Source organism: Ruegeria sp. CDSA221, from assembly GCF_059611825.1.
In genome coordinates this window covers 256274-282610 of sequence record NZ_JBXWPK010000003.1, presented here as the reverse complement: position 1 = coordinate 282610, position 26337 = coordinate 256274, and the positions used below count along the sequence as shown (strand labels likewise).

The 26337-nt window shown below is 57.6% G+C and carries 27 protein-coding genes; 12 read left to right on the top strand and 15 right to left on the bottom strand.

Annotated features, from left to right (window positions below):
• Window positions 1-17: 17 nt before the first annotated feature.
• From argH to AC2FJ5_RS06275, 5 genes are all read left to right on the top strand, one after another.
• The gene (gene argH / locus AC2FJ5_RS06295; protein WP_496792809.1) at window positions 18-1406 is read left to right on the top strand and encodes an argininosuccinate lyase; all 1389 of its coding nucleotides are present in this window, start codon (window positions 18-20) and stop codon (window positions 1404-1406) included.
• On the top strand, window positions 1406-1588 hold the full coding sequence (locus AC2FJ5_RS06290) for an argininosuccinate lyase (protein ID WP_496700927.1): 183 nt from the start codon (window positions 1406-1408) through the stop codon (window positions 1586-1588). The genes argH and AC2FJ5_RS06290 overlap by 1 nt, the downstream gene beginning before the upstream one ends.
• Before the next feature lie 88 nt (window positions 1589-1676).
• Entirely contained in the window at window positions 1677-1826 is a 150-nt protein-coding gene (locus AC2FJ5_RS06285) for a hypothetical protein (protein WP_496710398.1), read from the top strand.
• Between the two features lie 65 nt (window positions 1827-1891).
• Window positions 1892-3157, top strand: a complete 1266-nt coding sequence (gene lysA / locus AC2FJ5_RS06280; protein ID WP_496689007.1) for a diaminopimelate decarboxylase — start codon at window positions 1892-1894, stop codon at window positions 3155-3157.
• A gap of 37 nt (window positions 3158-3194) precedes the next feature.
• Window positions 3195-5732, top strand: a complete 2538-nt coding sequence (locus AC2FJ5_RS06275; RefSeq protein ID WP_496750594.1) for a TIGR02302 family protein — start codon at window positions 3195-3197, stop codon at window positions 5730-5732.
• Here AC2FJ5_RS06275 and AC2FJ5_RS06270 read toward each other — a convergent pair whose 3' ends face one another.
• Window positions 5733-6467, bottom strand: coding sequence for a zinc-ribbon domain-containing protein (locus AC2FJ5_RS06270; RefSeq protein WP_496792808.1), 735 nt, complete (start codon window positions 6465-6467; stop codon window positions 5733-5735).
• Window positions 6468-6649: 182 nt separating this feature from the next.
• Here AC2FJ5_RS06270 and AC2FJ5_RS06265 point away from each other — a divergent pair, with 182 nt between their 5' ends.
• The 5 genes from AC2FJ5_RS06265 (at window position 6650) to AC2FJ5_RS06245 (ending at window position 10702) form a co-directional block, all read left to right on the top strand.
• Complete coding sequence (locus AC2FJ5_RS06265; RefSeq protein WP_496696455.1) at window positions 6650-7327, top strand: cell division ATP-binding protein FtsE; 678 nt, start codon at window positions 6650-6652, stop codon at window positions 7325-7327.
• Window positions 7324-8226 (top strand): cell division protein FtsX, encoded by a 903-nt coding sequence (locus AC2FJ5_RS06260; RefSeq protein ID WP_496792806.1) that lies wholly within the window; start codon window positions 7324-7326, stop codon window positions 8224-8226. The genes AC2FJ5_RS06265 and AC2FJ5_RS06260 overlap by 4 nt, the downstream gene beginning before the upstream one ends.
• Window positions 8226-8966 carry a lysophospholipid acyltransferase family protein gene (locus AC2FJ5_RS06255; protein WP_496700918.1) on the top strand — a complete coding sequence of 247 codons (741 nt, stop codon included), beginning with the start codon at window positions 8226-8228 and terminating at the stop codon, window positions 8964-8966. Before AC2FJ5_RS06260 ends, AC2FJ5_RS06255 begins: the two co-directional genes overlap by 1 nt.
• Window positions 8953-9558, top strand: coding sequence for a pyridoxamine 5'-phosphate oxidase family protein (locus AC2FJ5_RS06250; RefSeq protein WP_496792805.1), 606 nt, complete (start codon window positions 8953-8955; stop codon window positions 9556-9558). The genes AC2FJ5_RS06255 and AC2FJ5_RS06250 overlap by 14 nt, the downstream gene beginning before the upstream one ends.
• 91 nt (window positions 9559-9649) lie before the next feature.
• Window positions 9650-10702 (top strand): sterol desaturase family protein, encoded by a 1053-nt coding sequence (locus AC2FJ5_RS06245; protein ID WP_496792804.1) that lies wholly within the window; start codon window positions 9650-9652, stop codon window positions 10700-10702.
• A gap of 102 nt (window positions 10703-10804) precedes the next feature.
• Here the strand turns inward: AC2FJ5_RS06245 and AC2FJ5_RS06240 are convergent, their stop codons facing one another.
• The gene (locus AC2FJ5_RS06240) at window positions 10805-11398 is read right to left on the bottom strand and encodes an NAD(P)H-dependent oxidoreductase (protein ID WP_142635456.1); all 594 of its coding nucleotides are present in this window, start codon (window positions 11396-11398) and stop codon (window positions 10805-10807) included.
• Window positions 11399-11497: 99 nt separating this feature from the next.
• Between AC2FJ5_RS06240 and AC2FJ5_RS06235 the strand changes: the two genes are divergently transcribed.
• Window positions 11498-12076: a TetR/AcrR family transcriptional regulator gene (locus tag AC2FJ5_RS06235; protein WP_142635458.1), complete on the top strand. Its 579-nt coding sequence runs from the start codon at window positions 11498-11500 to the stop codon at window positions 12074-12076.
• A 17-nt stretch (window positions 12077-12093) separates the two neighbouring features.
• Here AC2FJ5_RS06235 and lpdA read toward each other — a convergent pair whose 3' ends face one another.
• From lpdA to mdh, 12 genes are all read right to left on the bottom strand, one after another.
• Window positions 12094-13482: a dihydrolipoyl dehydrogenase gene (gene lpdA / locus AC2FJ5_RS06230; protein ID WP_496691804.1), complete on the bottom strand. Its 1389-nt coding sequence runs from the start codon at window positions 13480-13482 to the stop codon at window positions 12094-12096.
• An 84-nt stretch (window positions 13483-13566) separates the two neighbouring features.
• Window positions 13567-13956, bottom strand: coding sequence for an MAPEG family protein (locus AC2FJ5_RS06225; RefSeq protein ID WP_496691803.1), 390 nt, complete (start codon window positions 13954-13956; stop codon window positions 13567-13569).
• Between the two features lie 43 nt (window positions 13957-13999).
• On the bottom strand, window positions 14000-14269 hold the full coding sequence (locus AC2FJ5_RS06220) for a hypothetical protein (RefSeq protein WP_142635953.1): 270 nt from the start codon (window positions 14267-14269) through the stop codon (window positions 14000-14002).
• Window positions 14270-14271: 2 nt separating this feature from the next.
• Window positions 14272-15774: a 2-oxoglutarate dehydrogenase complex dihydrolipoyllysine-residue succinyltransferase gene (gene odhB / locus AC2FJ5_RS06215; RefSeq protein WP_496696446.1), complete on the bottom strand. Its 1503-nt coding sequence runs from the start codon at window positions 15772-15774 to the stop codon at window positions 14272-14274.
• Window positions 15775-15776: 2 nt separating this feature from the next.
• Window positions 15777-18734, bottom strand: coding sequence for a 2-oxoglutarate dehydrogenase E1 component (locus AC2FJ5_RS06210; RefSeq protein WP_496700908.1), 2958 nt, complete (start codon window positions 18732-18734; stop codon window positions 15777-15779).
• Between the two features lie 37 nt (window positions 18735-18771).
• Window positions 18772-19470 (bottom strand): sulfotransferase family 2 domain-containing protein, encoded by a 699-nt coding sequence (locus AC2FJ5_RS06205; protein ID WP_496792802.1) that lies wholly within the window; start codon window positions 19468-19470, stop codon window positions 18772-18774.
• Window positions 19471-19527: 57 nt separating this feature from the next.
• Window positions 19528-20070: a DUF805 domain-containing protein gene (locus AC2FJ5_RS06200; protein ID WP_142635955.1), complete on the bottom strand. Its 543-nt coding sequence runs from the start codon at window positions 20068-20070 to the stop codon at window positions 19528-19530.
• A 451-nt stretch (window positions 20071-20521) separates the two neighbouring features.
• Window positions 20522-21403 carry a succinate--CoA ligase subunit alpha gene (gene sucD / locus AC2FJ5_RS06195; RefSeq protein WP_496691799.1) on the bottom strand — a complete coding sequence of 294 codons (882 nt, stop codon included), beginning with the start codon at window positions 21401-21403 and terminating at the stop codon, window positions 20522-20524.
• A gap of 14 nt (window positions 21404-21417) precedes the next feature.
• On the bottom strand, window positions 21418-21828 hold the full coding sequence (locus tag AC2FJ5_RS06190; RefSeq protein WP_496792801.1) for a hypothetical protein: 411 nt from the start codon (window positions 21826-21828) through the stop codon (window positions 21418-21420).
• 5 nt (window positions 21829-21833) lie between these two features.
• Complete coding sequence (sucC, locus tag AC2FJ5_RS06185; RefSeq protein WP_496696438.1) at window positions 21834-23027, bottom strand: ADP-forming succinate--CoA ligase subunit beta; 1194 nt, start codon at window positions 23025-23027, stop codon at window positions 21834-21836.
• Between the two features lie 216 nt (window positions 23028-23243).
• Entirely contained in the window at window positions 23244-24092 is an 849-nt protein-coding gene (locus AC2FJ5_RS06180) for a putative nucleotide-diphospho-sugar transferase (protein ID WP_496691796.1), read from the bottom strand.
• A gap of 69 nt (window positions 24093-24161) precedes the next feature.
• On the bottom strand, window positions 24162-25124 hold the full coding sequence (mdh, locus tag AC2FJ5_RS06175) for a malate dehydrogenase (RefSeq protein ID WP_142635480.1): 963 nt from the start codon (window positions 25122-25124) through the stop codon (window positions 24162-24164).
• A 161-nt stretch (window positions 25125-25285) separates the two neighbouring features.
• Between mdh and AC2FJ5_RS06170 the strand changes: the two genes are divergently transcribed.
• Complete coding sequence (locus AC2FJ5_RS06170; RefSeq protein WP_496700902.1) at window positions 25286-26041, top strand: sulfite exporter TauE/SafE family protein; 756 nt, start codon at window positions 25286-25288, stop codon at window positions 26039-26041.
• On the opposite strand, the gene AC2FJ5_RS06165 is transcribed toward AC2FJ5_RS06170, so the two are convergent.
• Window positions 26038-26337, bottom strand: coding sequence for a hypothetical protein (locus AC2FJ5_RS06165; RefSeq protein ID WP_271948426.1), 300 nt, complete (start codon window positions 26335-26337; stop codon window positions 26038-26040). The genes AC2FJ5_RS06170 and AC2FJ5_RS06165 overlap by 4 nt on opposite strands.

Genomic DNA, 26337 nt, shown 5'->3' with positions numbered 1-26337 from the left:
ACTCCGGGTTTTCTTACATGACCGATCAATCTTCGAACCAGATGTGGGGCGGCCGCTTTGCCGCCGGTCCAGACGCGATCATGGAGGCAATCAATGCCTCGATCGGGTTCGATCAGCGGATGGCAGCCCAGGACATTGCAGGCTCGCGCGCCCATGCCGCCATGTTGGCTGCCACAGGCGTTATAACTGATAGTGATGCTGAAGCTATTCGGGAAGGGCTGCTCACCGTATTGTCAGAAATCCAGAACGGCGCGTTTCAGTTCTCGACCGCGTTGGAAGACATCCACATGAATGTCGAGGCGCGCCTGAAAGAGGTGATTGGCGAACCCGCAGGCCGTTTGCACACAGGCCGGTCGCGCAATGACCAGGTGGCGACCGATTTCAAACTTTGGGTCCGCGATCAGTTTGATGCCGCCGATGCCGGTCTGCTGGCCCTAATCCGCGCGCTTTTGGCGCAGGCAGAGGCCGGGGCGGACTGGGTCATGCCGGGCTTTACGCATCTGCAAACCGCCCAGCCTGTGACCTGGGGTCATCACATGATGGCTTATGTCGAAATGTTCGGGCGAGATCTGTCCCGCGTCCGCGATGCCCGCGCGCGGATGAACGAATCCCCACTGGGGGCTGCCGCGCTGGCTGGAACCTCGTTCCCTATTGATCGGGTCATGACCGCCGAGGCGCTGGGCTTTGACCGTCCCGCTGCCAATTCGCTGGACGCCGTCAGTGACCGCGATTTTGCGCTGGAATTTCTGTCAACTGCTTCGATCTGCGCAATGCACCTGTCGCGCTTTGCCGAAGAACTGGTGATCTGGTCTTCTGCCCAGTTCCGCTTTGTCACCCTGTCTGACCGTTTTTCGACTGGCTCGTCTATCATGCCGCAAAAGAAGAACCCGGATGCGGCAGAACTGATCCGTGCCAAGGTCGGGCGCATTTATGGCGCCAACACCGCGCTGATGATGGTGATGAAGGGCTTGCCGCTGGCCTATTCCAAGGACATGCAGGAAGACAAGGAACAGGTTTTTGACGCTGCCGATAACTGGATGCTGGCGCTGGCAGCGATGGAAGGCATGGTCAAGGATATGACCGCCAACCGCGAAAGCCTGGCTGCGGCTGCAGGGTCGGGTTTTTCGACCGCGACTGATCTGGCCGACTGGCTGGTGCGCGTTCTGGGCCTGCCGTTCCGCGATGCCCATCACGTCACCGGATCGCTGGTTGCGATGGCCGAGAGCAAGGGCTGCGATCTGCCGGACCTGACGCTTGCGGATATGCAAACAGTGCATGCGGAGATCACCGATGACGTCTTTTCTGTCCTTACGGTGCAAAATTCGGTAAACTCGCGCCAGTCTTACGGCGGCACGGCACCGGATCAGGTGCGGGCTCAGGTCAAGCGATGGAAGGCGTTGGTGTAATGCGAATTCTGACTGCGGCTCTGTTTGTGCTGGCAGGGGTAACCCTGGCCGGATGCGGTGCGGATGGCGAACCGATCCAACCAACGATGAGCGCCAATATCGGCGTCGGCACCAGCGGCGCCTATGTCGGGGGCGGCGTTGGCCTGCAACGCGGCCCCCTGAGCGTTTTTCTCGGGCGGTAGTGTTTCCCGAGTTGCAGTTTCAGCACTCAGTTCCCATTTCAGGCCGATCAATGACGCTCGGCCGTAAACCTTGGAAAAAGAAAAGAATATGAAGATTCTAGGCCTGTTCTTTGGCCTCGCCATTCTTGCGGCTTGCGACCCATCCTATAAACCGCGACCCGATCCCGAACCCCAATCCGGCGGATCTGGAATTTCGATATCCGGTTATGGGCGGGTCGGCGTTTCGCATATTGAATGACGCGACACCCCTGTTTGCGTAGAATCCATTGATCCGCCGGGGCATTTTGGTCTAAGCGCGTCTTTATGGATCACTTTCTTTACCGCGACGGCGCGCTTTACGCCGAGGATGTCCCGATCTCCGAAATCGCAGCTGCGGTTGGGACACCCTTTTACGTCTATTCGACGGCGACGCTGCTGCGTCATTTCCAGCTGTTCGATGAGGCGTTGGACGGGACCGACCACCTCGTATGTTATGCGATGAAGGCCGCCAGCAATCAGGCCATCCTGAAGACGCTGGCCGAGGCAGGCGCGGGGATGGACGTTGTTTCGGGTGGGGAATACCTGCGGGCCAAAGCTGCCGGAGTGCCCGGCGATAAGATCGTGTTTTCGGGCGTTGGCAAAACAGCCGAAGAAATTCGCACTGCTCTGACCGGTGGCATTCGTCAGTTCAACGTGGAATCCGAACCCGAGATGGAGGTGATCAACGCCGTTGCGCTTGATTTGGGCGTCGTTGCTCCGATCACCGTTAGGGTAAATCCGGATGTGGACGCCAAGACCCATGCCAAAATCGCCACCGGAAAATCCGAGAATAAATTCGGCATTCCGATCGCCCGTGCGTCAGAAGTCTATGCCCACGCTGCCAGCCTGCCCGGGCTGGAGGTCATTGGCATCGACGTCCATATCGGCTCGCAACTGACCGAGCTGGAGCCTTTTGCATTGGCCTATCAGAAGGTTGCTGAGCTGACTGAGACGCTGCGCAATGAGGGTCACAATATTCGCCGCCTTGATCTGGGTGGGGGGCTGGGCATTCCCTATGCGCGCTCGAACGACGCGCCGCCGCTGCCTTTGGAATACGGTGCGCTGATCAAAGACACTCTGGGTCATCTGGGATGCGAAATCGAAATAGAGCCGGGCCGCCTGATTGCCGGTAATGCTGGTTTGATGGTCAGCAAAGTGATTTATGTGAAATCCGGCGAGGGCCGGGATTTCCTGATCCTCGACGGTGCCATGAACGACCTGATCCGCCCGGCCATGTACGAAGCCTATCACGATATCGTACCGGTGATCGAACCCGTGCCGGGCACGGAACAGCAACCCTATGATATCGTCGGTCCGGTTTGCGAAAGCGGCGATACATTTGCCAAGCAACGGCAGATGCCGCCACTGGGTGCTGGTGATCTGGTCGCCTTTCGCAGCGCAGGGGCCTATGGCGCGGTCATGTCCAGCGAATACAACACGCGGCCCCTGATACCTGAAGTTCTGGTGCACGGAGATCAATTTGCCGTAATTCGTGAACGTCCGAGCTTTGACGAAATCATAAACCGCGATACCATACCCGAGTGGCTCTGACGCAATAGACGCGCGGGCCGGTGAACGGAGGCCCGACTTGACCGCAAGAGAAACCTTGCCGATCCCCAGATTGTCTTTGCTGCTAACGCAGGTGGGGATGCTAAGCGAGCAGGTTTGGCGGTCTTTCTGGCCGTTTTTCTCAATTTCCATGGCGCTGTTGGCCGCGCTGATGCTCGGACTGCAGGACCATGTCGGGGTGGAAACCGTTTGGGTCGCGGGGTCGGCGGCGTTGTTTGGGCTGTTGGTTGCACTGATCCACGGCGCGCGGCGGTTCCGTATCCCGACACGAAACGAAGCGTTGATCCGGATGGATGAGACCCTGCCAGGGCGTCCTATCCAGGCTCTGATGGATGAACAGGCCATCGGCGCGATGGATGCTGATTCTGTGGCCCTGTGGCGGGCTCATCAGGCGCGTATGGCGGAACGTGCCGCACAGGCTGCGCCGGTAAAGCCCGATCTCCGACTGGCCGACCGCGACCCCTATGCTCTGCGGTTCATAGCTTTGCTGGCGCTGGTGATTGCAGTGCTTTTCGGCTCTTTCTGGCGCATAGGATCCGTGACAGAGATGACACCGGGTGCAGCCGTTGCCGGTCAGGGACCAAGTTGGGAAGGCTGGGTCGAGCCGCCACGCTATACCGGCTTGCCAACGCTCTATCTGGCGGATCAATCCGACCCGACACTTTCGGTCCCGCAAGGCAGCCGCATCACATTGCGATTCTACGGCGAGGTCGGTGCGCACAGCTTGACCGAAACCTCGACACCGCTGGGCACGGAAGCGGTCACCGACCCTGAACAGGAATTTGTTGTCGAACGTTCGGGCCAAATGACGATAGACGGGCCTTCCGGGCGCGATTGGGCGTTGGAAGTGATCGCAGATACGTCTCCGCAGATCACCGTGTCGGACGTTGCCAAATCCGAAGCAGGCGGCCAGATGAAACTGCCCTTTGCGGCCAAAGATGATTACGGTGTGATAACAGGCTCTGCCCTGATCGAACTGGATCTGGATGCAATTGATCGTCGCTATGGTCTGATGGCGATTCCAGAACCGCGTGAGGTGATCGAGGTTGAGTTACCGATGCCCATTACAGGCGACCGGGCCGATTTCACCGAGAATCTGATCGAGGATTTCTCACAACATCCCTGGGCGCATCTGCCAGTAAAGATCACTTTGATGGCGCGTGATGCTGCCGATCAGCAAGGGCAGTCTGAACCCTATACAACAGCACTTCCGGCGCGTCGGTTCTTTGATCCGCTGGCGGCTGCGATCGTTGAACAGCGGCGCGATCTGCTGTGGTCACGGGACAACGCGAAACGGGTATCTCAGATTCTGCGGGCGGTATCGTATCTGCCCGAGGACCTGTTCCGCTCGGATACGGCCTATTTACGCCTGCGGGTGACACTTCGGCGGCTTGAGACATTTACCGAATACGGGTTGAAGCCGACGCAGCAGGAAGAAATCGCGGCCTCACTATGGAAGCTGGCCGTATTGATCGAGGACGGTACGCTTGCCGACGCTCTTGAGCGGATGCGCCGGGCGCAGGAGCGCCTGACGGAGGCGATGCAGAACGGGGCAAGCGACGAAGAGATCGCTGAGCTGATGCAAGAGCTGCGCGAGGCCACCCAGGACTATCTGCAACAGTTACAGCGGTTGGCAGAGCAGAACGGCGAAGAAGGTCAGCAGGGGCAAGACGGAGAATCCTTGCAGATGACGCAGGATGATCTGCAACGGATGATGGATCGAATTCAGGATCTGATGGAGCAGGGCCGTATGGCCGAGGCGCAGCAGGCGCTGGAGGAATTCCAGCAGATGATGGAGAACATGCGCGTCACGCAAGGTCAGGGTCAAGGTCAGCAATCCGAAGGCCAACAGGCGATGGAGGGTTTGGCAGAGACATTGCGCGATCAACAGGGGCTGAGCGATCAGGCTTTCCGCGATCTGCAAGAGCAGTTCAATCCCGGTGCGCAGACTGGTGATAACCAGGGCAATCAGGGCCGCAATGGCGGTCAGGGCCGTGGTCAGAGCCACGAAGGCCAGGGCGGACAGGGGCAGGGTTCGGACCAGGCTGATGAAGGTCAGCAGGGTCAGGGTTCGCTGGCCGATCGTCAACAGGCCCTGCGCGATGAGCTGGGCCGCCAGCAACAAAACCTGCCCGGTGCCGGTACTCCGGAAGGCGAAGCCGCCCGTGATGCGCTTGGGCGCGCTGGCCGTGCCATGAATGAGGCTGAGCAGGCTCTGCGGAATGACGAGCTGGCTGATGCTATCGACAACCAGTCCGAAGCGATGGATGCGCTGCGGGAAGGGATGCGCTCGTTAGGTGAGGCCTTGGCCCAGAACCAGCAGAATCAACCAGGTCAAGGCAGCCAGGAAGGTGATATGCAGGCCAACAACCGCGATCCGCTGGGCCGCAACCCTGGGGCAAACGGGTCGATGTCAACCGATGAGAGCCTGCTGCAGGGTGAGGACGTTTATCGCCGTGCGCGCGAGTTGCTGGACGAAATTCGCCGCCGGACCGGTGAATCCGAACGTCCCGAGATTGAATTGGAATATCTCAAGCGCCTGCTTGAACGGTTCTGATCAGTTCTGGGAAGCGCCAGCCTGGGTATCCAGCCAAAGCCGGGCTTGATCCACCAAAGACACATAAGGTTTGAGAACTGCATCCGCCTGAGGAACAGCCTCACTGATTTGCGGAGCATTGCCGTAGATCAGGAACAGGATCACACCAAGTATCAAGATCAGAGCGAACCCACGCAGAAAGCCGCCGGATTTGGGGGGCGCAGGCGCTGATGCCTCAGGCGCATCTGCAGAGGCGTCGCCGCGGAATCCGGAATTGATCGTTTCGACATCGGGCAGGGCGTCACCTTGCCCGGAATCTTTAGCGGTTTCTGTAGCTGTCAGTTCCTTGACCGCCTGTTCGGGGTCTGGTTCCGGCTCGGAAGGTGGATCAAGAGCAAGATCAGGCTGGCTTTCAAGACTGCTGCCTTCCTGGGCCCGCAATTCGGCTTCGCGTGCGGCTTCTTCCTTCAGAATATCGGCGACCGAAGGATCCACATTGCTGACCGGCGCACCATCCTTTGGTGGGGCTTCGGGCTCGGGCTCGGTCTGGTCGGCGGTTTCTGGCTCCGCCGGTGGAACAGCCTTATCCTCGGCAGTCGTTTCATCTGCAGGTTGCTCAACGGTTGGATCCGCCGGATGTTTGGCCTGGAACCACGTTTTCTCGCAATTCGAACACTGAACATCGCGGCCTTCCTCTGGAATGACCTCGTCTGGCACCTCGTATTGGGCACTGCAGTTGGGACAAGTAAGACGCATGCTGCCTCCGGGCCGGGGGTTGGCCTGATAATAGTTTTTTTAAGAATGATATTCCGTTAGAACCAAACAGCAAAGCGCGTTTTCGGTTTCGCGGGCCAAGTGTCACCATTTGGACCCGGTACGGGCATTGAAACCTGAACCGCGCTGGGGCAAGAAGAGCGGCACAAAAATTGGGGGCCCCCGTGATCGAGCTGGACCATGTCAGCTACACCTATGGTGGAGGTGAATTGCTGAGCGACGTATCGCTTAAGCTTCAACCGGGGTCGTTTCATTTCCTGACCGGGCCGTCCGGTGCTGGCAAAACAACCCTGTTAAAGCTCTGCTATGGCGCATTGCTGCCCACATCGGGAAGGCTGAGCGTGTTCGATCAGGATATCGCCCGCCTTGACCGCGATCAGATGGCCCTGATGCGCCGCCGGATAGGTGTGGTGCATCAGGATTGCCGGTTTCTGGATCACATGACTTTGGCCGAGAATGTCGCTTTGCCGTTGATGGTATCCGGTAAGGCGGAAATTGCCGAGCAAACAGATCTGTCAGATCTGTTAAACTGGGTCGGGCTGGGTGCGCGTCTTGACGCGCTGCCACCAGAGCTGTCAGGCGGTGAACGCCAGCGTGCGGCGCTGGCCCGTGCGGTGATGCTGTCGCCGGATGTCGTGCTGGCCGATGAGCCGACGGGCAATGTGGATTGGGAAATGTCTCAGCGCCTTTTGCGCCTGCTGGTCGAATTGAACAAGATGGGCAAGACAGTCTTGATTGCGACCCATGATCTTAGCCTGATCCGTGCGGCGAAAAGCCAGGTGCAGGCGCGTGTTTTGCGCATTTCGCAGCGCCAAATTCAACTGGCGGGGGCGGATCTATGAACGTGGAAACTTTCCACAACCTGTTGAAACGTGATGGTCGTGCCGACCGAGTTGTTCCGCCCACTGGCTATACTGCACATCTCACACTGTTCGTGTCCGGTGCGATGGGCTTTCTTGCGGTGTTCGCGCTGGCTCTGTCATTGGCGTCGGGGCGAGTGGCAGACCGCTGGGCAAGCGAACTTGCCGGCGCTGCCACGGTGCGGATCAATGCCCCGGCCGACCAGATGGCCGCCCAGACTGAAACCGCGCTGACGGTGTTGTCGCAAACACCCGGTGTCGCCTCTGCCCGGGCGTTGACCATCGAGGAGCAGATTGCGCTGTTGTCGCCCTGGTTTGGCCCGGATTTGCCACTGGACACGCTGCCCGTGCCGCAGTTGATCGAAATTGTAGAAGGTGAGCCAGGTCTGGATGCAGCAGGATTGCGCCTGCGTCTTGGAGCCGAGGTGCCCGGAGCCGTTCTGGACGACCACTCGCGCTGGCGCGAACCTTTGGTTGATGCGGCCCGCTCGCTCCGGAGGCTTGGCTGGGTCTCAATCCTTCTGATTGGCGGAGCGACCGCCGCCATGATCACATTGGCGGCCAATGCGTCGCTGGCAGCCAACGCGCAGATTATCGAGGTGCTGCGTCTTGTCGGGGCCCGGGATCGATTTATTGCCAATGCGTTTGTTCGCCGCTTCACCTACCGCGCATTTTTTGGCGCGATGGTTGGTGTGCTGTTCGGAATGACAGGTGTGTTGTTGCTGCCCGAGGCATCGTCGGACGAGGGCGGCTTTCTGACCGGCCTGGGCTTTCAGGGGGCAGGGTGGCTGTTGCCAGCCCTCATCCCGGTACTGGGTGCTGCGGTGGCCTTTCTAGCCACATGGACTGCGGCAAACCGCAAATTGAAGGAGCTTTCGTAATGGCCACTCCAATTCAATGGGTCCGCTCACTGGTCTTCATGATCGTGATCTACATGTGGATGCTGGTCCTTGGCCTCGTGTTTGCTCCTTACGCCATGTTTGCAAAGCGCGGAGCGTTACATGCATGCAAGACCTATGCGCGCACAACCATGTGGCTGGCGCGTTGGATGGTTGGTATTCGATGCGAAGTTCGCGGGACTGTGCCAGTGGACGAGGTGGTCATCGGGGCCAAACACCAGTCTTTCCTCGATATCATCATGATCTTTAGCGCGATTCCTCATGGCAAGTTCATTATGAAGCGCGAATTACTGTGGACGCCAGTCATTGGGCTTTACGCCAGCCGCCTGGGGTGCATCCCGGTCAATCGCGGCAAGAAGGGCGCTGCTGTGGCCAAGATGGTCCAGGATGTGGCAAAGGAATTTACAGAACCTGGCCAGTTGGTGATCTATCCGCAGGGCACCCGTGTCGCGCCAGGCGTTCACAAACCGTATAAGGTTGGAACTGCCGTCCTGTACGAAGGCTTGGGAATCCCTTGCGTACCTGTTGCAACAAATGCCGGAGTGTTCTGGCCCCGAAGCGGCGTGATGCGCAAACCCGGCCTTGCGATCGTCGACTTCCTTGATCCGATAGAACCCGGCGTCGAACGTGCGCGCTTTCTGGACCGATTGGAAGATGTGATCGAGACGCGCTCGAACGCTTTGATGACAGAAGTGGGGTTTGATCCTGATGCAGTTCATTGACGATATCGAAACGCTCGAGGGACATTACGGCGCACCGGGCGCCCCATCATTGCGTAAAGTAGCGCACCGGTTGACGCCTCTGTACCGGCAATGGGTCATGGCTTCGCGGCTATGCGTACTCAGTACGGTTGGGCCCGAAGGGGTCGATGGCAGCCCACGTGGCGATGATGGTTCGGTGGTTCTGGAACTGGATCCAAAGACATTGGCGATGCCCGACTGGCGCGGAAACAACCGGCTGGACAGCTTGCGCAATATCGTGCGCGATCCGCGTGTGTCCTTGATGTTCATGGTCCCAGGGTCGAACAATGTTGTGCGCGTCAACGGGTCGGCCCGACTGACAGCGGACCAAGACCTTCGAACCCGGTTCGAAAAACAAGGCAGGCTTCCGGCCACCGTGATCGTCATCGACATTACCGAGGTCTACACACAGTGCGCCCGTGCGCTGCTGCGTGCGCGGACTTGGAGCAGCGGGGACGAAGCCGCCATATTGCCGACAATGGGTGAAATCCTGGCCGAAGCGTCAGACGGCGAGGAAGGTGGCACGCAATATGATGAGGCCTGGGGGCAACGCGCCGCAAAAACGATGTGGTAGCCTGTTTACTTATCAAGGTTTGGTCAAAGAATCGTCACACGGGTAGGTAAGTAGAGAACCGTGAGGCAAATACAGGTTACAGGAGCCGTCAATGGAGCAGCTTAGTTCAGTTTGGGATTCTTTCCTGAACCACGCCCGCTATGTATTTACGTCTCCTTTGGATCCCACGAACCGGATTTTCTATGTCTATGTCGGCAGTTCTCTGCTGATTGCCTTCGCCATCTATGCCGTGAAGCGCAGAAACGCGTCACATGTAGACGGAGAGAGTAGCTTTCTCGGGTTTCTGTTTCCCCGCAAGGTCTGGGACCACCCTTCGGCATGGCTCGATATCCGCTATTTCTTTTTCCACAAACTGATCGGGCATTTCCTGATATTGGGTCTGCTCGCCGGATCAGCTGCCTTGTCCTATCAATGGGCAAGCGGTGGGCTTGACCCCAATAACTCACCCCGGGCAGAGCCCTTGGTTGGCTGGTTGGGGGCTTTGGCTACCTTCACCTACATGCTCATTCTATTCCTGATTATGGATTTCATCGGCTACGCAGCCCATTACCTGCAGCACAAGGTCCCGCTGTTGTGGCAATTTCACAAAGTTCATCACAGCGCCGAGGTGATGCACCCGTTGTCGAATTTTCGCGAACATCCGATAGACAATATCCTCTACAATGTTGCGATTGGGTTTGGTGCCGGCGCAGTAACCGGGTTTGCGTTTCGACTGTTAGGGTACCAGCCGAACATGCCGGCATTGCTGGGCGTGCCGGTGCTGATGTTCTTGTTCAATGTCGGAGGTTATAATCTGCGACATTCCCATATCTGGTTGCGTTGGCCGGGTGTGTGGTCGAAAGTTTTTCCCTCGCCTGCGCATCACCACGTGCATCACAGTTGCCACCCGGACCATCTGGACAAAAACTTCGCCTTCATGTTTCCGTTCTGGGATGTGTTGTTCGGCACCTACATCATGCCCGAGGATAACAGAAACGTGAAATTCGGCGTGACCGAGAAGGACAAGGGTCACGAGATGGACACCTGCATGAAGCTCTATTTCCTGCCGTTCAGAGATGCGTGGCGTATTCTGAACAAGAAACGGCGGCCATCGTCTTACCAAGCGCCCGATGCAGATGCCGCCAGTCGCCATTCGGTCAAATAGCGAGCATCTGCGGTGGTTGCCGGCCTGACGTGATCCGCTGATCGCCTGTGCCCGGCAACGCCTTGGCGGTGGTTTCGGCTGGGCATAGTGACGCAAACGCCCTCAAGCCGCGGCGGCTCCGATCTTGGCGATCTTGCTGACCCAGCGGTCCACGTGACCCGGTTTGGGATAACTTGCCCCGGCAAAATAGGTGAACCGGGTCGGCTTGAAGCCAACAAATCCCAATATCTGATCGCGTACCTGGCGGATCAGGGCTTGGCGATAGATCAGGCGCATGAACCAACCCGGCGTATCTGATGTCAGAATGACGCGCGCGGTGCGTCCGCTCAGCATTGGGGCGGGCAATCCAATCTTGGTGGTGTTTCGCGTGTCAAAGGTGCGTCCGGGGATGAACATCCGGTCGATCAGACCTTTGAGCTTTGCGGGCAATCCGCCCCACCACATTGGCGTGGTCAAGACCAGGTGCTCGCTCCATTCGAAATCTTGCAATACCTGCTCAAGAACCGGTTCTAGCGGTTTGAAATCGTGATAGTTGCCCTGACCAAAATCAAAGTCGAATTGCATCTCACTCAGATGGACCAGACGCACGTCATGTCCCTTGCCTCGGGCGGCGTCGGCATAAGTTTCGGCAAAGGTCCGCGACAGGCTACTATCGGCGGGGTGTCCGTCGAGGACAAGTATTTTCTTCGGTTGCATGGGGCTCTCCTGAAAATGACCGTGGTCACTTATAGAATCAGAAAGTGACCGCGGTCAATAAAAATTTGACCATGGTCAAAAAACATGCGAACTAACCATATGCAAAAACCACCCCAGAAACGAACTCTCAAAACTCGGGCCCGGCTTTTGGCGGCTGCCGAGGCGCTCATTGAAAACAGCGGATACGAAGCGCTGAGGGTAGAAGAGGTCGTCCAGAGCGCTGGCGTCGCCAAAGGGACGTTCTTCGCGCATTTTCGCGACAAGGATGCCTTGATGGAGCTTCTGATCGCAGATCGGCTGAATGCCTGCCTCGATCAGGCCGAGGCTGGGACCGCGCCCAAATCGGTGAATGATATCATGACCGCCCTGCAGCCGGTTCACAGCTTCATGACATCCGAACGGTATGTCTTTGACTTGTTGATAAGATATTCGGGGGCGACGGCTATCGCCGATATCGGACCGATCGCATATTGCTTTGAGCGCTACTTTCGTGTGGTGATGATGTGGCTTGACGCTGCGGATGTCCGACAGGACATTCCGACCGAGCTGTTGGCCGAAGGTGTTCAGGCCTTTGCCATTCAGGCCATGTCCCTGAAGTTCTGCGCCTTGCACGCCTCGACCGGTTTTACCGACCGGTTGAGGGTCTATCTGGATGCATGGTTGACCCCGGCGACCTAGTCACCGGGGTCCTTTTGTTAGCTGTGAATTGGCCCGTCACCGCAGGCCAGGGCCGCCTCACGCACCGCTTCGGAATATGTCGGATGCGCGTGACAGGTCAGCGCCAGATCTTCGGCCGAGGCGCCGAATTCCATCGCCACGCAGACCTCGTGAATCAAATCACCCGCAGCCGGGCCAATGATATGCGCGCCCAGAATGCGGTCGGTTTCCTTGTCTGCCAGAATCTTGACGAAACCATCCGAGGCAAAGTTCGCCTTGGCGCGGCCATTGCCCATGAACATGAACTTTCCGACCTTATAGGCACGGCCCTGTTCCTTGAGCGTCGCCTCGGTCTCGCCGACATTGGCGACCTCGGGCCAGGTGTAGATCACGCCCGGAATGACGCCATAGTTCACATGCCCATGCTTGCCCGCAACCTGTTCGGCGGCGGCCATGCCCTCGTCTTCGGCCTTATGCGCCAGCATCGGGCCTTCAGTCACGTCGCCGATGGCATAGACGCCCGGCACGTTAGTCTGCCAATCGGCGCCTACCTTGATCTGACCGCGGGGTGTCATTTCAACACCCAAAGCGTCCAGCCCCAAACCATCCGAGAACGGTTTGCGCCCAGTAGCGACAAGGACGGTATCGGCGTCAATCACATGCTCGCTGTCATCCTTCAGCAGCTTATAAGTCACCTTGGCCTTGGTCTTGGTGGCTTCGGTCTTTTGCACCGCAGCACCCATGACAAAGTTCAGGCCCTGTTTCTTGAGGATGCGCTGGAAGGTTTTCTGAACCTCAGGGTCCATGCCCGGGGTGATTTCCTTGAGGAATTCGATCACCGTGACTTCGGAACCCAGACGGCTGTAGACCGAGCCCAGTTCAAGCCCGATCACACCTGCGCCGATGACGACCATCTTTTTCGGAATCTTGCCCAGGGCCAGCGCGCCGGTTGAGGTCACGACGACCTTTTCATCCACTTCGACACCAGGCAGCGCGGAAGGCTCGGACCCGGACGCGATGATGATGTTCTTGGCCTCGTGAACCTCATCACCGACCTTGACCTGACCGGCAGCAGGGATCGAGCCCCAGCCTTTCAGCCAGTCGATCTTGTTCTTCTTGAACAGAAACTCGATGCCCTTGGTGTTGCCGTCAATGACTTCGTCCTTATAGGCCTGCATCTGCTTCCAATCGACCGACGGGCTTTTGCCCTTGAGGCCCATCTTGGCAAAGTTATGCTCGGCCTCGTGCAGCTGATGGCTGGCATGCAACAGCGCCTTGGACGGAATGCAGCCCACGTTGAGGCAAGTGCCGCCCAGCGTCTCACGCCCTTCGACCACGGCGGTTTTCAACCCCAGCTGCGCGCAGCGGATGGCGCAGACATAGCCGCCGGGGCCTGCTCCGATTACGATGACGTCATAGTTTGCCATTTGTCCGGTCCTTGTATTTGGTGGGGTCGGATGCGCTTGTCTGCGCAATGCACCCCCATTGAATAATCTATGCGGCAGCTCGAATCAAAACACAGCTGCCAACAGCATTGCAGTGGTCGCCAGCAGCCCGATCATCCAGATCACCGTACGCCACGGTGTCCAGCCAAATGCATAGGCCGGAACATAGGAAGCGCGTGCGATCAGGTAGACCCAGCTACAGGCGGCAGTAAAAGCGCTGGATTGCCCCGAGGTCGTAATGACCAAAGATGCGATAGCGAATAAAACCAACCCTTCGGAATGGTTGCTAAGCGCCCGGTGCAATCGTCCCATTGCAGCAGGTTTGTCAAACGGGGTATCACGTGGCCCCAACGCGTGCAGCACATCGACCTTGCCGTGGCCAGAGATCAAATAGGCGACAAATTGAGCGACCCAAAGAAGGGCTGCCAGCGACAAGACGGTCAATTCCGTGGTCATTCAGCTTGTTTCCTCGCACTAGGAACGGATGCGATAAATCGGTTTAAACTGGCGTCAGAAGCTTCACCTGAATATGCGCGATCCCGCCGCGTTCGTGATGCATGGCCAATTCCTCGGAATCAAAGAAACTCAGGGCCTTTTCAAGATCAACCACCTCAAACATTGCAACCGCATGATCACGTTGATCGGGGTCTTTCCAGATGTGGAGGTCGCGGATACCCGCGGCCTCTCGCATTGGCTTGTCTTCGCGAAACACTTTCAGCCAGACATCGAAATCGGCAACGTCAGCCTGCCAGAGTACATGAGTTGCCATGGTCATAGATCCATCAGCAGACGACGTGGGTCTTCCAGCGCCTCTTTCACGCGCACTAGGAAGGTAACAGCACCTTTGCCGTCCACGATCCGGTGGTCATAGGACAGAGCCAGATACATCATCGGGCGGATCTTGACCTCACCGTTGATGGCCATCGGACGGTCCTGAATCTTGTGCATACCAAGAATACCCGACTGCGGCGGGTTCAGGATCGGCGAGGACATCAGCGAGCCATAGACGCCGCCGTTCGAGATGGTGAAGGTGCCGCCCTGCATCTCTTCCATGCTCAGCTTGCCGTCACGGGCGCGCCTGCCCTTTTCGGCGATGGCCTTTTCGATCGCGGCAAATGACATCGAATCCGCATCACGGATGACCGGAACAACAAGACCGGTCGGCGTGCCTGCGGCGACACCCATATGCACAAAGTTCTTATAGACAATGTCGGTGCCATCAATCTCGGCATTCACTTCGGGCACTTCTTTCAGTGCATGACAGCAGGCCTTGGTGAAGAAGGACATAAAGCCCAGACGGACGCCGTGCTTCTTCTCGAACTGGTCTTTGTACTGGTTGCGCAGGGCCATCACCTCGGTCATGTCCACCTCGTTATAGGTGGTCAGCATGGCGGCGGTGTTCTGGCTGTCTTTCAGGCGTTTGGCGATGGTCTGGCGCAGGCGTGTCATGCGCACACGTTCCTCGCGGCTGGCATCCTGTGCAGCAACGGGTGCGCGTGGTGCCTGGGTCGCAGGTGCGGGTGCCGCGACAGCGGGCGCTGGGGCCGCGACTGCCTTGGCCACATCTTCCTTCATGATACGTCCGTCGCGTCCAGTTCCCGTGACCTGATCGGCGGACAGGCCAGCCTGGGCCATGGCTTTTTCGGCCGAGGGTGCATTGGCCACATCTTTGCCGCCAACGGAATCACTTCCGCTTGCAGGTGCAACCGCTGCCGGAGCGGCTACTGCCCCTGCTGCTGAACCCGAGATCACCGCCAGCTTGGCTGCGGCATCTACGGTTGCGCCTTCAGGGGCAACGATTTCTGCCAGAACACCCGCCGCAGGGGCGGGAACCTCGACCGAGACCTTGTCGGTTTCCAGCTCACACAGCATCTCGTCCTGTGCGACGCTGTCACCGACCTGTTTGAACCAGGTCGAGACCGTCGCTTCGGTCACGGATTCGCCCAGCGTGGGCACCATCACATCAACGCTGCCGCCCGAGGCTGCCGGTGCTGCGGCAGGCGCAGGTGCGGCGGCTGGGGCCGGGGCGGCACCTTCTCCGGCGACGATTGTCGCCAGCAGGGCATCAACACCAACGGTTTCGCCTTCGGCGGCGACAACCTCACCCATCACGCCAGCGGCGGGCGAGGGGACCTCGACCGTGACCTTGTCGGTTTCAAGCTCGCACAGCATTTCATCGACCGCGACTGCATCACCGGGTTTCTTGAACCAGGTGGCGACGGTGGCTTCGGTAACGGATTCGCCCAGCGTGGGAACACGAACTTCAATGGACATCATTACTTTCCTTCAATGCTCAGCGCTTCGTTCACCAGCGCTTCTTGTTGGGCTTTATGTTGGCTGGCCAGACCTGTCGCAGGTGAGGCCGAGGTGGCGCGGCCGACATAGACCGGGCGGGTATGTTTGGCGCCGATCCGGGTCAGGACCCATTCGATATTGGGTTCGATAAAAGACCATGCACCCTGGTTCTTGGGCTCTTCCTGACACCAGATGATTTCGGCTCCCTTGAACCGTTCCAGTTCATTGATCAGCGAATGCGCGGGGAACGGATAGTACTGTTCGATCCGCATCAGATAGACATCGTCGATGCCGCGCGCGTCACGCTCTTCCAGCAGGTCGAAATAGACCTTGCCGGAACACATCACGACCCGCTTGATTTTGTCATCCTTGACCAGGGTTGTGTCCGAGTTACCCTTTTGCGCGTCGTCCCACAGCACCCGGTGGAAGCTGGAGCCGGTGGTGAAATCCTCGGCCGTGCTGATCGCCAGCTTGTGGCGCAGCAGCGATTTCGGTGTCACCAGGATCAGAGGCTTGCGGAAGGTTCTGTGCAACTGACGGCGCAGGATGTGGAAGTAGTTCGCAGGCGTCGTGCAGTTGGCCACGATCCAGTTGTCCTGACCACACATCTGCAGAAAGCGTTCCAGACGCGAGGAAGAGTGTTCAGGCCCTTGCCCTTCGAACCCGTGCGGCAGCAGGGTCACCAGACCGGACATGCGCAGCCATTTGCTTTCGCCCGAGCTGATGAACTGATCGAACATGATCTGCGCACCGTTGGCGAAATCGCCGAACTGCGCCTCCCACAGGGTCAGAGCGTTGGGTTCAGCCAGGGAAAAGCCGTATTCAAAGCCCAGAACCGCGTATTCCGACAGCATCGAGTCGATCACCTCATATTGTGATTGACCAGCCCGGATGTTGTTCAGTGGATAGTACCGCTCTTCAGTTTCCTGATTGATAAAGCCGGAATGACGCTGGCTGAACGTACCGCGCGTCGCGTCCTGTCCCGACAGGCGAACTGGATAGCCTTCGGTCAGCAATGATCCAAAGGCCAGTGCCTCACCCGTGGCCCAGTCAAAGCCTTTGCCGCTTTCGAACATTTGCTTTTTGTGATCCAGCAGGCGGCCGACAGTTTTATGGAGCGCAAATCCTTCGGGGGCCCGGGTTAGCGATGCACCAACCTCGGCCAGGGTTTCTGGTGCAATCGCAGTATCGCCGCGAACATATTCGTCTTTGTTCTTATCCAGATGCGCCCAACGCCCGTCCAGCCAGTCGGCCTTGTTGGGCTTATAGTCTTTGCCGGCTTCGAACTCATCATTTAGATGGGCCTGGAAGGCGGCTTTCATATCTTCGATCTCGCCTTCGGGGATCAACCCGTCCTTGACCAGCCGTTCCGTGTATAGTGACAGCGTGGTCTTATGGGTCTTGATCTTCTTGTACATGATCGGATTGGTGAACATGGGCTCGTCGCCCTCGTTATGCCCGAACCGGCGATAGCAGAATATATCCAGAACCACGTCCTTGTGGAACTTCTGGCGAAACTCGGTCGCAACCTTGGCTGCGTGTACCACTGCCTCGGGGTCGTCGCCATTCACGTGGAAGATCGGGGCTTCAACCATCAGTGCGATATCCGTGGGATAAGGGCTGGAGCGCGAGAAATGCGGTGCGGTTGTAAAGCCGATCTGGTTGTTCACCACGATATGCATGGTGCCGCCGGTCCTGTGACCGCGCAGGCCGGACAGGCCGAATCCTTCGGCAACGACACCCTGACCGGCAAAGGCCGCATCGCCATGCAGTAGAATGGCCATGACTCTGGTCCGGTCGGTGTCGTTCAACTGATCCTGCTTGGCGCGGACCTTGCCCAGAACAACAGGGTTCACCGCCTCAAGGTGGCTTGGGTTAGCGGTCAACGACAGGTGTACGCTGTTGCCGTCAAATTCGCGGTCGCTTGAGGCGCCCAGGTGGTATTTTACATCGCCCGAGCCATCCACGTCCTCAGGCTTGAAGCTGCCCCCTTGGAATTCGTTAAAGATGGCGCGGTATGGCTTGGCCATTACATTCGCTAGAATGTTCAGACGTCCGCGGTGTGGCATGCCGATGACAATATCGCTCAGGCCTAGGGCCCCGCCGCGTTTGATGATCTGTTCCATCGCGGGGATCAGTGCTTCGCCGCCGTCCAGACCAAAGCGCTTGGTGCCCATGTATTTCACGTGCAGGAACTTTTCGAACCCTTCGGCCTCGACCATCTTGTTCAGGATGGCCTTGCGGCCCTCTTTGGTGAACGCGATTTCCTTGCCATAGCCTTCGATCCGTTCTTTCAGCCAGGCGGCCTCTTCCGGGTTCGAAATATGCATGTATTGCAGCGCGAAGGTGCCGCAATAGGTGCGTTTCACGATCTCGACGATCTGGCGCATGCTGGCCATCTGCAGGCCCAGCACGTTGTCGATAAAGATCGGGCGATCCATATCGGCATCGGTAAACCCATAAGTCTTGGGGTCCAATTCCGGATGCGTGCTGGCAGCCCGCATGCCCAACGGGTCCAGATCGGCGGCCAGATGACCCCGAATACGATAGGCCCGGATCAGCATCAGCGCCCGCAGACTGTCCAGAACAGCGCGCTTAATCTGGTCTTCGCTGACGGCAACACCTTTGTCGGCGGCTTTTTCCTTGATCTTCTTACCCGCCGCCTTGGCGTCGATCTCGGCCCATTCGCCAGTCAACGCACCGGTCAGATCATCCGTCGGCATCGGCGGCCAGTCGGACCGCGCCCACGAAGGCCCCTCGGCCTCGCGCTGGACATCAGGCGAGGCGTCGCCCATGGCCTTGAAGAACTCGGCCCAGGCGGCATCCACCGCGCCGGGGTTCTTGGAATACTGGGCGTAGAGCTGCTCCAGATATTCGGCGTTATGCCCCTGCATAAAGCTTGAGGCGTGGAAGGCAGAGTTGGGCGAATGTTCGGTCATTGTAGGACCTCAAATGCGATTTCGGATTTGGTAGGATTTAGTTTTGCGGATCTTCGGGGTAGTTTCCGGCCTCGAATACCCAGGTCATTCTTCGTCGAACGATATCTATCGTATCTGCGTCGAAATAATCGGGCACCGGAATGCCTTTTCGTCGTTCGGCCATCGACTTTTCGTGCGGCAATTCAAAGCTGTCTTCCGGCAGCCCAAAGGAGCGATAAATCTCTTTCAGATCTGACTGCAGGTTTTCCTTGCGGACGAACTTGTCCACGATCAGCTTGTTGTTGATCGAGACTATGTCCCAGTTATTGCCCCAGGCCTTTGACCGGATGAACTCTTTGAACTGAGCAATTTCGGTCTGCGGGTCTTCCGAGGGCAATCCTTGCTGATGCTTCCGAAAGTGGTAGTCGGATACAGCACGATCGAAAGGATTTCGTACGTTGGCGATCTTTGTATAGGAATCAAAGGTCTTTGCACCAAGATTGGCTCGAACCTGTTTCGCAGGCATATGGTTGCGCCATGCGTATTTGCGCCAGAACTGCCATTTCGGCCGGACCAAACTTGCAGTTTTCCCACGAGCACCGACAATACCGTATTTCGATACGCGGATTTGCCCATTTTCAAGCCGCGGAAGACCGGGTTCTTCGCATAAAGGCTGAAGCGCTATCTCGGTAGAGGTTCCCGCTGTCTTTGTCGTCTTGAGGTAGACAAACTTATGCTCATGGCAAACCAAAACCATGTCAGATGGCCCCTCTGGCTACAGGGGCCGCTTGTAGAGAGTTTACGCTCAGCAGGTTCATTGAGGGACCTCTGAAGGATTGGGACCGTATTGGTTGGTGCCTGGCTGGCTGGGGCGGGTCAGCCACCATAGGACCAGGAGGGGCGACACAAACAGAACGATAAATGTCGGAATGACGATCAGCAAAGTGGCGCGGGTGAACAGGATGTCCAGATTGCCACCATGTTGGAAATGCGAGGCGAGGCCGATGCCAAAAACCAGTACGGCCCCGGCGCCAAAGAACAGCAGGATTGGCAGCAGCGCATACAGCCCGCTGCGCCCGGTATCATGCATCCGCCGCCATGCGACGGCCAGATGCGGGAAGAACACGATTAGACCAACAATACCCTGCACAGGCTGCGAAGACGTGACGGACACGGATCTGGACGTCTCGGTTTCAGTCACAGCGACTTGCGTGAAGAACTGCGCGTCGATAATCCCGGCGATGATGCTCCAGATCATGATGAACAGGAAAAAGAACCAATATTCAGACCGCGAGGCGCGACCCGAGAAGGTGAAGAACTTGGCGAAGCAGGTGCGGATGGCGTCGGAGAAGGTCATATCTGGTCAATCACCCAACTATTCCATTACAGGAAAAAGATACGATAAGAGCGTTCCGCGTACCTCGATTGGCAGTGAAAACAGCGCTGTCGCTGCCAACCAATCCGCAAACATAACCAACGCGTTTCACGATCACATCCTTGGTGGAGTCTTTACTTGCTCGAAAGCGAAACTGGTACTTCTGGCTTCCGGACAATTTGAGTTCGGAAAACCCTCTTTCTTTGGCGACGTAGTGAGTCTCGCAAGCCTCGTCCCGGATGAATTGTCCCTCGCTTGTCCAGCCGATAAGAACGCTACAAACTTTTGCTTCGGCTTGCTCTGATGCAGAGAATGCTAAAGTTACTGCTAAAAGCAGAGACCAAAAATACGCCAAAGGCGAGAAGGGCGGGCGTTTTTCGCCCACCCTCTTTTCGGGCGTAGCCCTCAGAGCGTATGCCCGGAGAGCAATCACTTACCCAATCGCTTCCAGCACAGCCTCACCCAGCTGCGCCGGGCTTTCGGCCACGACGATACCGGCGGCGCGCATGGCTTCGATTTTGTCCTCGGCTCCGCCTTTGCCGCCGGCGACAATCGCGCCCGCGTGGCCCATGCGGCGGCCCGGAGGGGCCGTGCGGCCTGCGATGAAACCCGCCGTGGGCTTCTTGCGGCCCTTCTTGGCCTCATCCGCCAGGAACTGCGCGGCTTCTTCCTCGGCCGAGCCACCGATCTCACCGATCATGATGATCGATTCGGTTTCGTCATCGGCCAGGAACCATTCCAGCACGTCGATATGCTCGGTCCCTTTGATCGGGTCGCCGCCGATGCCCACACAGGTGGACTGGCCCAGGCCTACGTCTGTTGTCTGTTTCACAGCTTCATAAGTAAGCGTACCCGAGCGGGAAACGACACCCACGCTCCCGCGTTTGTGAATGTGGCCGGGCATGATGCCGATCTTGCAGGCGTCGGGCGTGATCACACCGGGGCAGTTCGGCCCGATCAGGCGCGAGCTTGAGCCTTCCAGAGCGCGCTTGACCTTCATCATGTCCAGAACCGGGATGCCTTCGGTGATGCAGACGATCACTTCCATCTCGGCATCAATCGCTTCGAGGATCGAGTCCGCCGCGAAGGGCGGCGGCACATAGATCACGCTGGCATTGGCCTCTGTCACATGCTTGGCCTCGTGGACCGAGTTGAACACGGGCAGGTCAAGGTGGGTCATCCCGCCTTTGCCGGGGGTCACACCGCCGACCATCTTGGTGCCATAGGCGATGGCCTGTTCAGAGTGGAATGTGCCCTGCGAGCCGGTAAAGCCCTGACAGATCACTTTGGTATTTTCGTCGATGAGGACTGCCATTTTGAGGAGTCTCCTTAAAAGCGAGAAACGAGAAACTGAAAAGTCTCGTCGTCTATTTCAGCAACCTTTACGTGTGAATTTATGCACAAGCATCGGTTTAGGTTTTGGATTGGCGAGCCGACGCCAATCCGCTCTAACTTTTTAAAGTCGGCTTTTCCAAGGGGGTATCTCGGCTCGAATTCATAGAACTCAGCGGCGAAAGAAACTAAAGAATTACCTTTGTTGTTCTTGCCAGCATCCGCTGCGCCGCTGGTAATTCTACCAAGAGCGTAGAGACCGAAGCCGCCGCTGGTTTCCGCTGTAAACCAAATCGCATCATCACCCAAAGCAGGTTGGGCATTCTCGTATGACCACTCGACAAATTCGACAGACGGCGTGCGCGTCGACGAAATTTGTTTAGGGTGCGATTTGATCACAAACGGCACGCAAGTTACCCCTTAACCGCCTTAACGATCTTCTCGGCACCGTCTTTCAGGTTGTCCGCCGCGATTACGTCCAGGCCAGAGGTGTTGATGATCTCTTTGCCCTTCTCAACGTTCGTGCCTTCCAGACGCACGACCAGCGGAACCTGCAGACCGACCTCTTTCACCGCGGCAACAACGCCCTCGGCAATCACATCACAGCGCATGATGCCGCCGAAGATGTTGACCAGAATGCCTTTGACCTGCGGATCGCTGGTGATGATCTTGAACGCTTCGGTCACTTTCTCTTTGGTGGCACCGCCGCCCACGTCGAGGAAGTTGGCAGGTTCGGCCCCATAGAGCTTGATGATGTCCATCGTCGCCATCGCCAGACCGGCGCCGTTGACCATGCAGCCGATCTCACCATCCAGCGCGATGTAGTTCAGGTCGTATTTGCTGGCTTCCAGTTCCTTTGGGTCTTCCTCGGTCGTGTCGCGCAGTTCTGAAATATCCGGGTGGCGATACATCGCGTTGCCGTCAAAACTAACCTTGGCGTCCAGCACCTTGAGGTCGCCGCTGTCGGAGACGATCAGCGGGTTGATCTCCAGCATTTCCATGTCCTTCTCGACGAAGGCGGCATAGAGCTGGCTCATCAGTTTGACGCATTGTTTGACCTGTGCGCCCTGCAGACCCAGTGAGAATGCGATGCGGCGGCCGTGATAGGCCTGATATCCGGTGGCTGGGTCAACCGAGAAGGACAAGATTTTCTCAGGCGTGGCTGCGGCCACCTCTTCGATATCCATGCCGCCTTCGGTCGAGCAGACGAATGAGATGCGGCTGGTCTGGCGGTCTACCAACAGGGCCAGGTACAATTCCGTTTCGATGCCGGACCCTGCTTCGATATAGATGCGGTTGACCTGTTTGCCTGCGGGACCGGTCTGATGCGTGACCAGTGTGCGGCCTAGCATCTTTTTGGCTTCCTCGGCGGCCTCTTCAACCGACTTGGTCAGACGGACACCGCCCTTTTCACCGGCATCGGATTCCTTGAAAGACCCCTTGCCGCGGCCGCCCGCGTGGATCTGCGCTTTGACGACCCAAAGAGGTCCGTCCAACTCACCGGCTGCGGTTTTAGCTTCCTCGGCGCGCAGGACCGCGCGACCGTCGGAAACCGGGGCGCCATAGCTGCGAAGAAGCGCTTTGGCCTGATATTCGTGAATATTCATCGAAACTGTCCCGTCTGACTACGATTGACCGATATAGGCGTGTCTAAGGGGTAAGTTTAAAGGCTTTTTTGATGTTGAGTAGGTTTTTCACGAAGATTTTCATTATTTGTGATCACAGCATTTCAGGGTGTGATCACAAAACTTGAGTCGGTATTGAGCGTTGATTCGTCGGGAAATTCACCCAATAGAATATGACGTTTTCAAGCTAGCGCTAACCTATCCGCGTCTGAGGCGGACGATACCCTTTTTCACAGACATCACCAGTTTGCGCAGTTTGCCCAACAAGCCTTTGTCGACCAGTGGTCGGACTTTTTTCGACGCGCCGGGCGTGAGCTGTGCGTCGGCTTCGATAAGGCTGTTGATATGACGTTCGAGATCGGGCCCTACCAAACCGGCGACAGTTCTAGCGCTGTCCAGCCGCTTGTCATGACGGCTGTGAAATTTGTAGTGATGCAGCAGGCGCGGGGCGCTGTGCAGAAAACCAAACATCTCGGCCTGACGATAATCGAGGAAGTTGTACTCGGGTGGCAGAACTGCCAGTCGCAACGCGCTGGCAAACAGCTTTTCGCGGATCAGCGCCTGATCTGAGGTCAGGTTTTCCGAGATGATAGTCTCTTGTACATCTCGCAGGAAATCCAGCACTGCGTCCGAAGTGCGAATGCCAACCAGCCCACCATTGAGATGGGGAAATGCGTTGGGCAGCGGAGTTTTCCAAATACGTTGCGCATGGGCCGAGTTGCGCAAAGGGTCATGGACCATCGCGATATCAAACTGCTCCAGGACGGTGAAGATATCCGACATATCTGCCAGACAGCGCACATCGGCATCCAAATAGACCGTCTTTTCGAACCGGGACCGCACAAGGCTTTCGAACTTGGGTCGGAACCAGCTTTTGTCCAGCATGTGGATTTGGTCAAACACTTCTGTTCCCGGGATGTTTTCGAGGTCGGTGAACAGATCGACCGGTACATCCGGCATGGCGACCTTTAACGACCGAGCCGCTGCCACCGCTGTTTCGATGTAATCCTTACCGCTTGCGGCAATCACAAATCCCTGGGGCGACATGGCAATCTTCCAAAAAATGACCCGGCCCACCAAAGGTGAGCCGGGCACTGTTTAACGGTATTAGGCGGATCAGGCCAGAGAGCTGTCGATGCCTTTACATGCTTCGATCAAACCCTTCACGGCGTTGACCGAGTTGTCGAAACCGGCCTGCTCTTCTTCGTTGAGCTTGATGTTGACGATACGCTCGATACCGCCTGCGCCGATCACGGTGGGGACGCCGACATACATGCCTTCGACACCCAGCTCTCCGTCGCAATAAGCGGCGCAGGGCAGGACGCGTTTCTGGTCTTTCAGATAGGCTTCGGCCATTTCGATTGCCGATGTGGCAGGCGCATAGAAAGCCGAACCTGTTTTCAGCAGGCCAACGATTTCAGCCCCGCCGTCTCGGGTGCGCTGCACGATTGCGTCCAGTTTCTCTTGTGTGGTCCAGCCCATCTCGACCAGATCGGGAAGCGGGATGCCCGCAACGGTAGAATAACGAACCGAAGGAACCATGGTGTCGCCGTGGCCACCCAGAACAAAGGCAGTGACGTCGCGCATGGACACGTTGAATTCTTCCGACAGGAAATGGGCAAAACGGCCCGAGTCCAGAACGCCCGCCATGCCGCAGACCTTGTTGTGCGGCATGCCCGAGAATTCACGTAGAGCCCAGACCATCGCGTCCAGCGGGTTGGTGATGCAGATGACAAAAGCATCGGGCGCGTTGGCGGCGATGCCTTCACCGACCGACTTCATGACTTTCAGGTTGATGCCCAGCAGGTCATCACGGCTCATGCCTGGCTTGCGTGGGACACCTGCGGTGACGATGCAAACGTCGGCGCCTGCGATGTCCTCGTAGGACTGGGTGCCTTTCAGCTTGGCGTCGAACCCTTCGGAAGGGCCGGATTCTGCGATATCCAGCGCCTTGCCTTCCGGAGTGCCCTCGGCGATGTCGAACAGCACGACGTCACCGAGTTCCTTCATTGCTGCGAGGTGGGCGAGCGTGCCGCCGATCTGACCTGCGCCGATCAGCGCGATCTTGGGTCTGGCCATTTGGAAAATCTCCGGTCGGTATTGAAATCGCGGTTTTGCTAGTCCTAAAACCGGCGCTGCGCAAGCCTTCTGCGGCGCGGCATGCCACCGCATACCGTTTGCATGTCTCCTACCGATTGCGCTAAACCGCCTGTGACTCATGCATATTTACGGGACACCGCATGTTCGAGATGGACCTGATGTTTTTTGCCGTGGCGATCCCTGCTGTGATCTTCGCCGGCATCTCGAAGGGTGGGTTCGGCTCGGGGGTGGCGTTTGCCGCATCATCGATTCTGGCACTGATCCTGACACCGGGACAGGCGCTTGCACTGATGTTGCCAATTCTGATGGTAATCGACGTCGCTACGCTGGGCCCCTATTGGAAACGCTGGAGCTGGCCGGATTCACGCCTGCTGATCGTGGGGGCAGTACCCGGTGTGGCAGTGGGCGCCTGGCTGTATCGCGCCACGAATGACGACCTTCTGCGCCTGCTGATCGGAGGAATTTCAGTGGGGTTCGTGATCTGGCATGTGGCCCAGAGAAAGGGCTGGATCCGCGGCTTTGCCAATCGTCTACCGCCATTTGCGGGAATTTTTGCGGGGTTGGTCGCCGGGTTCACCAGCTTTGTCAGTCATGCGGGCGGCCCACCCGCCGCCGTCTATCTGATCTCGCAGCGTCTGTCTAAAACCGAGTTTCAGGCGAGCACTGTGCTGGTCTTCTGGGTCATCAATGTCGCTAAATTCATTCCGTATGCCTATCTGGGTCTGTTCACATGGCACACTGCGCTGGCCGACTTGTTGCTGGCTCCATTTGCCGTGCTTGGTGCATGGCTGGGTGTGCGCGCGCATTTCATGATATCCGAACGCTTGTTCTTCGGTATTGCCTACGTTTTGCTGATGCTGACCGGAACAAAACTGATCTGGGAGGCCCTGAGCTAGACATTGGGCGGCAGTGCTTCGGCCATATCTTCGTAGGACTGGCCCGAAGCCACAAGGCAGGTCATTCCATCCGGTAATGTCACCGTAATAGTCCAGCTTCCGCTTTGATCAGAGGCAAAGACTTCCATCACCGCACCTTGTCGGGCGATGCCAATGCTCTTACGCGTTTCGCCATAAGTCTCGGCCAGTCGAGTTATGACCTCGTCGCGGGGGGCGCAGCTTTGAGCCTGCACCTGCTGGGCGGCCAGAACCATGATACCCAGCCCCATTGTCATATTGAACAGCGTCTTGCTCAT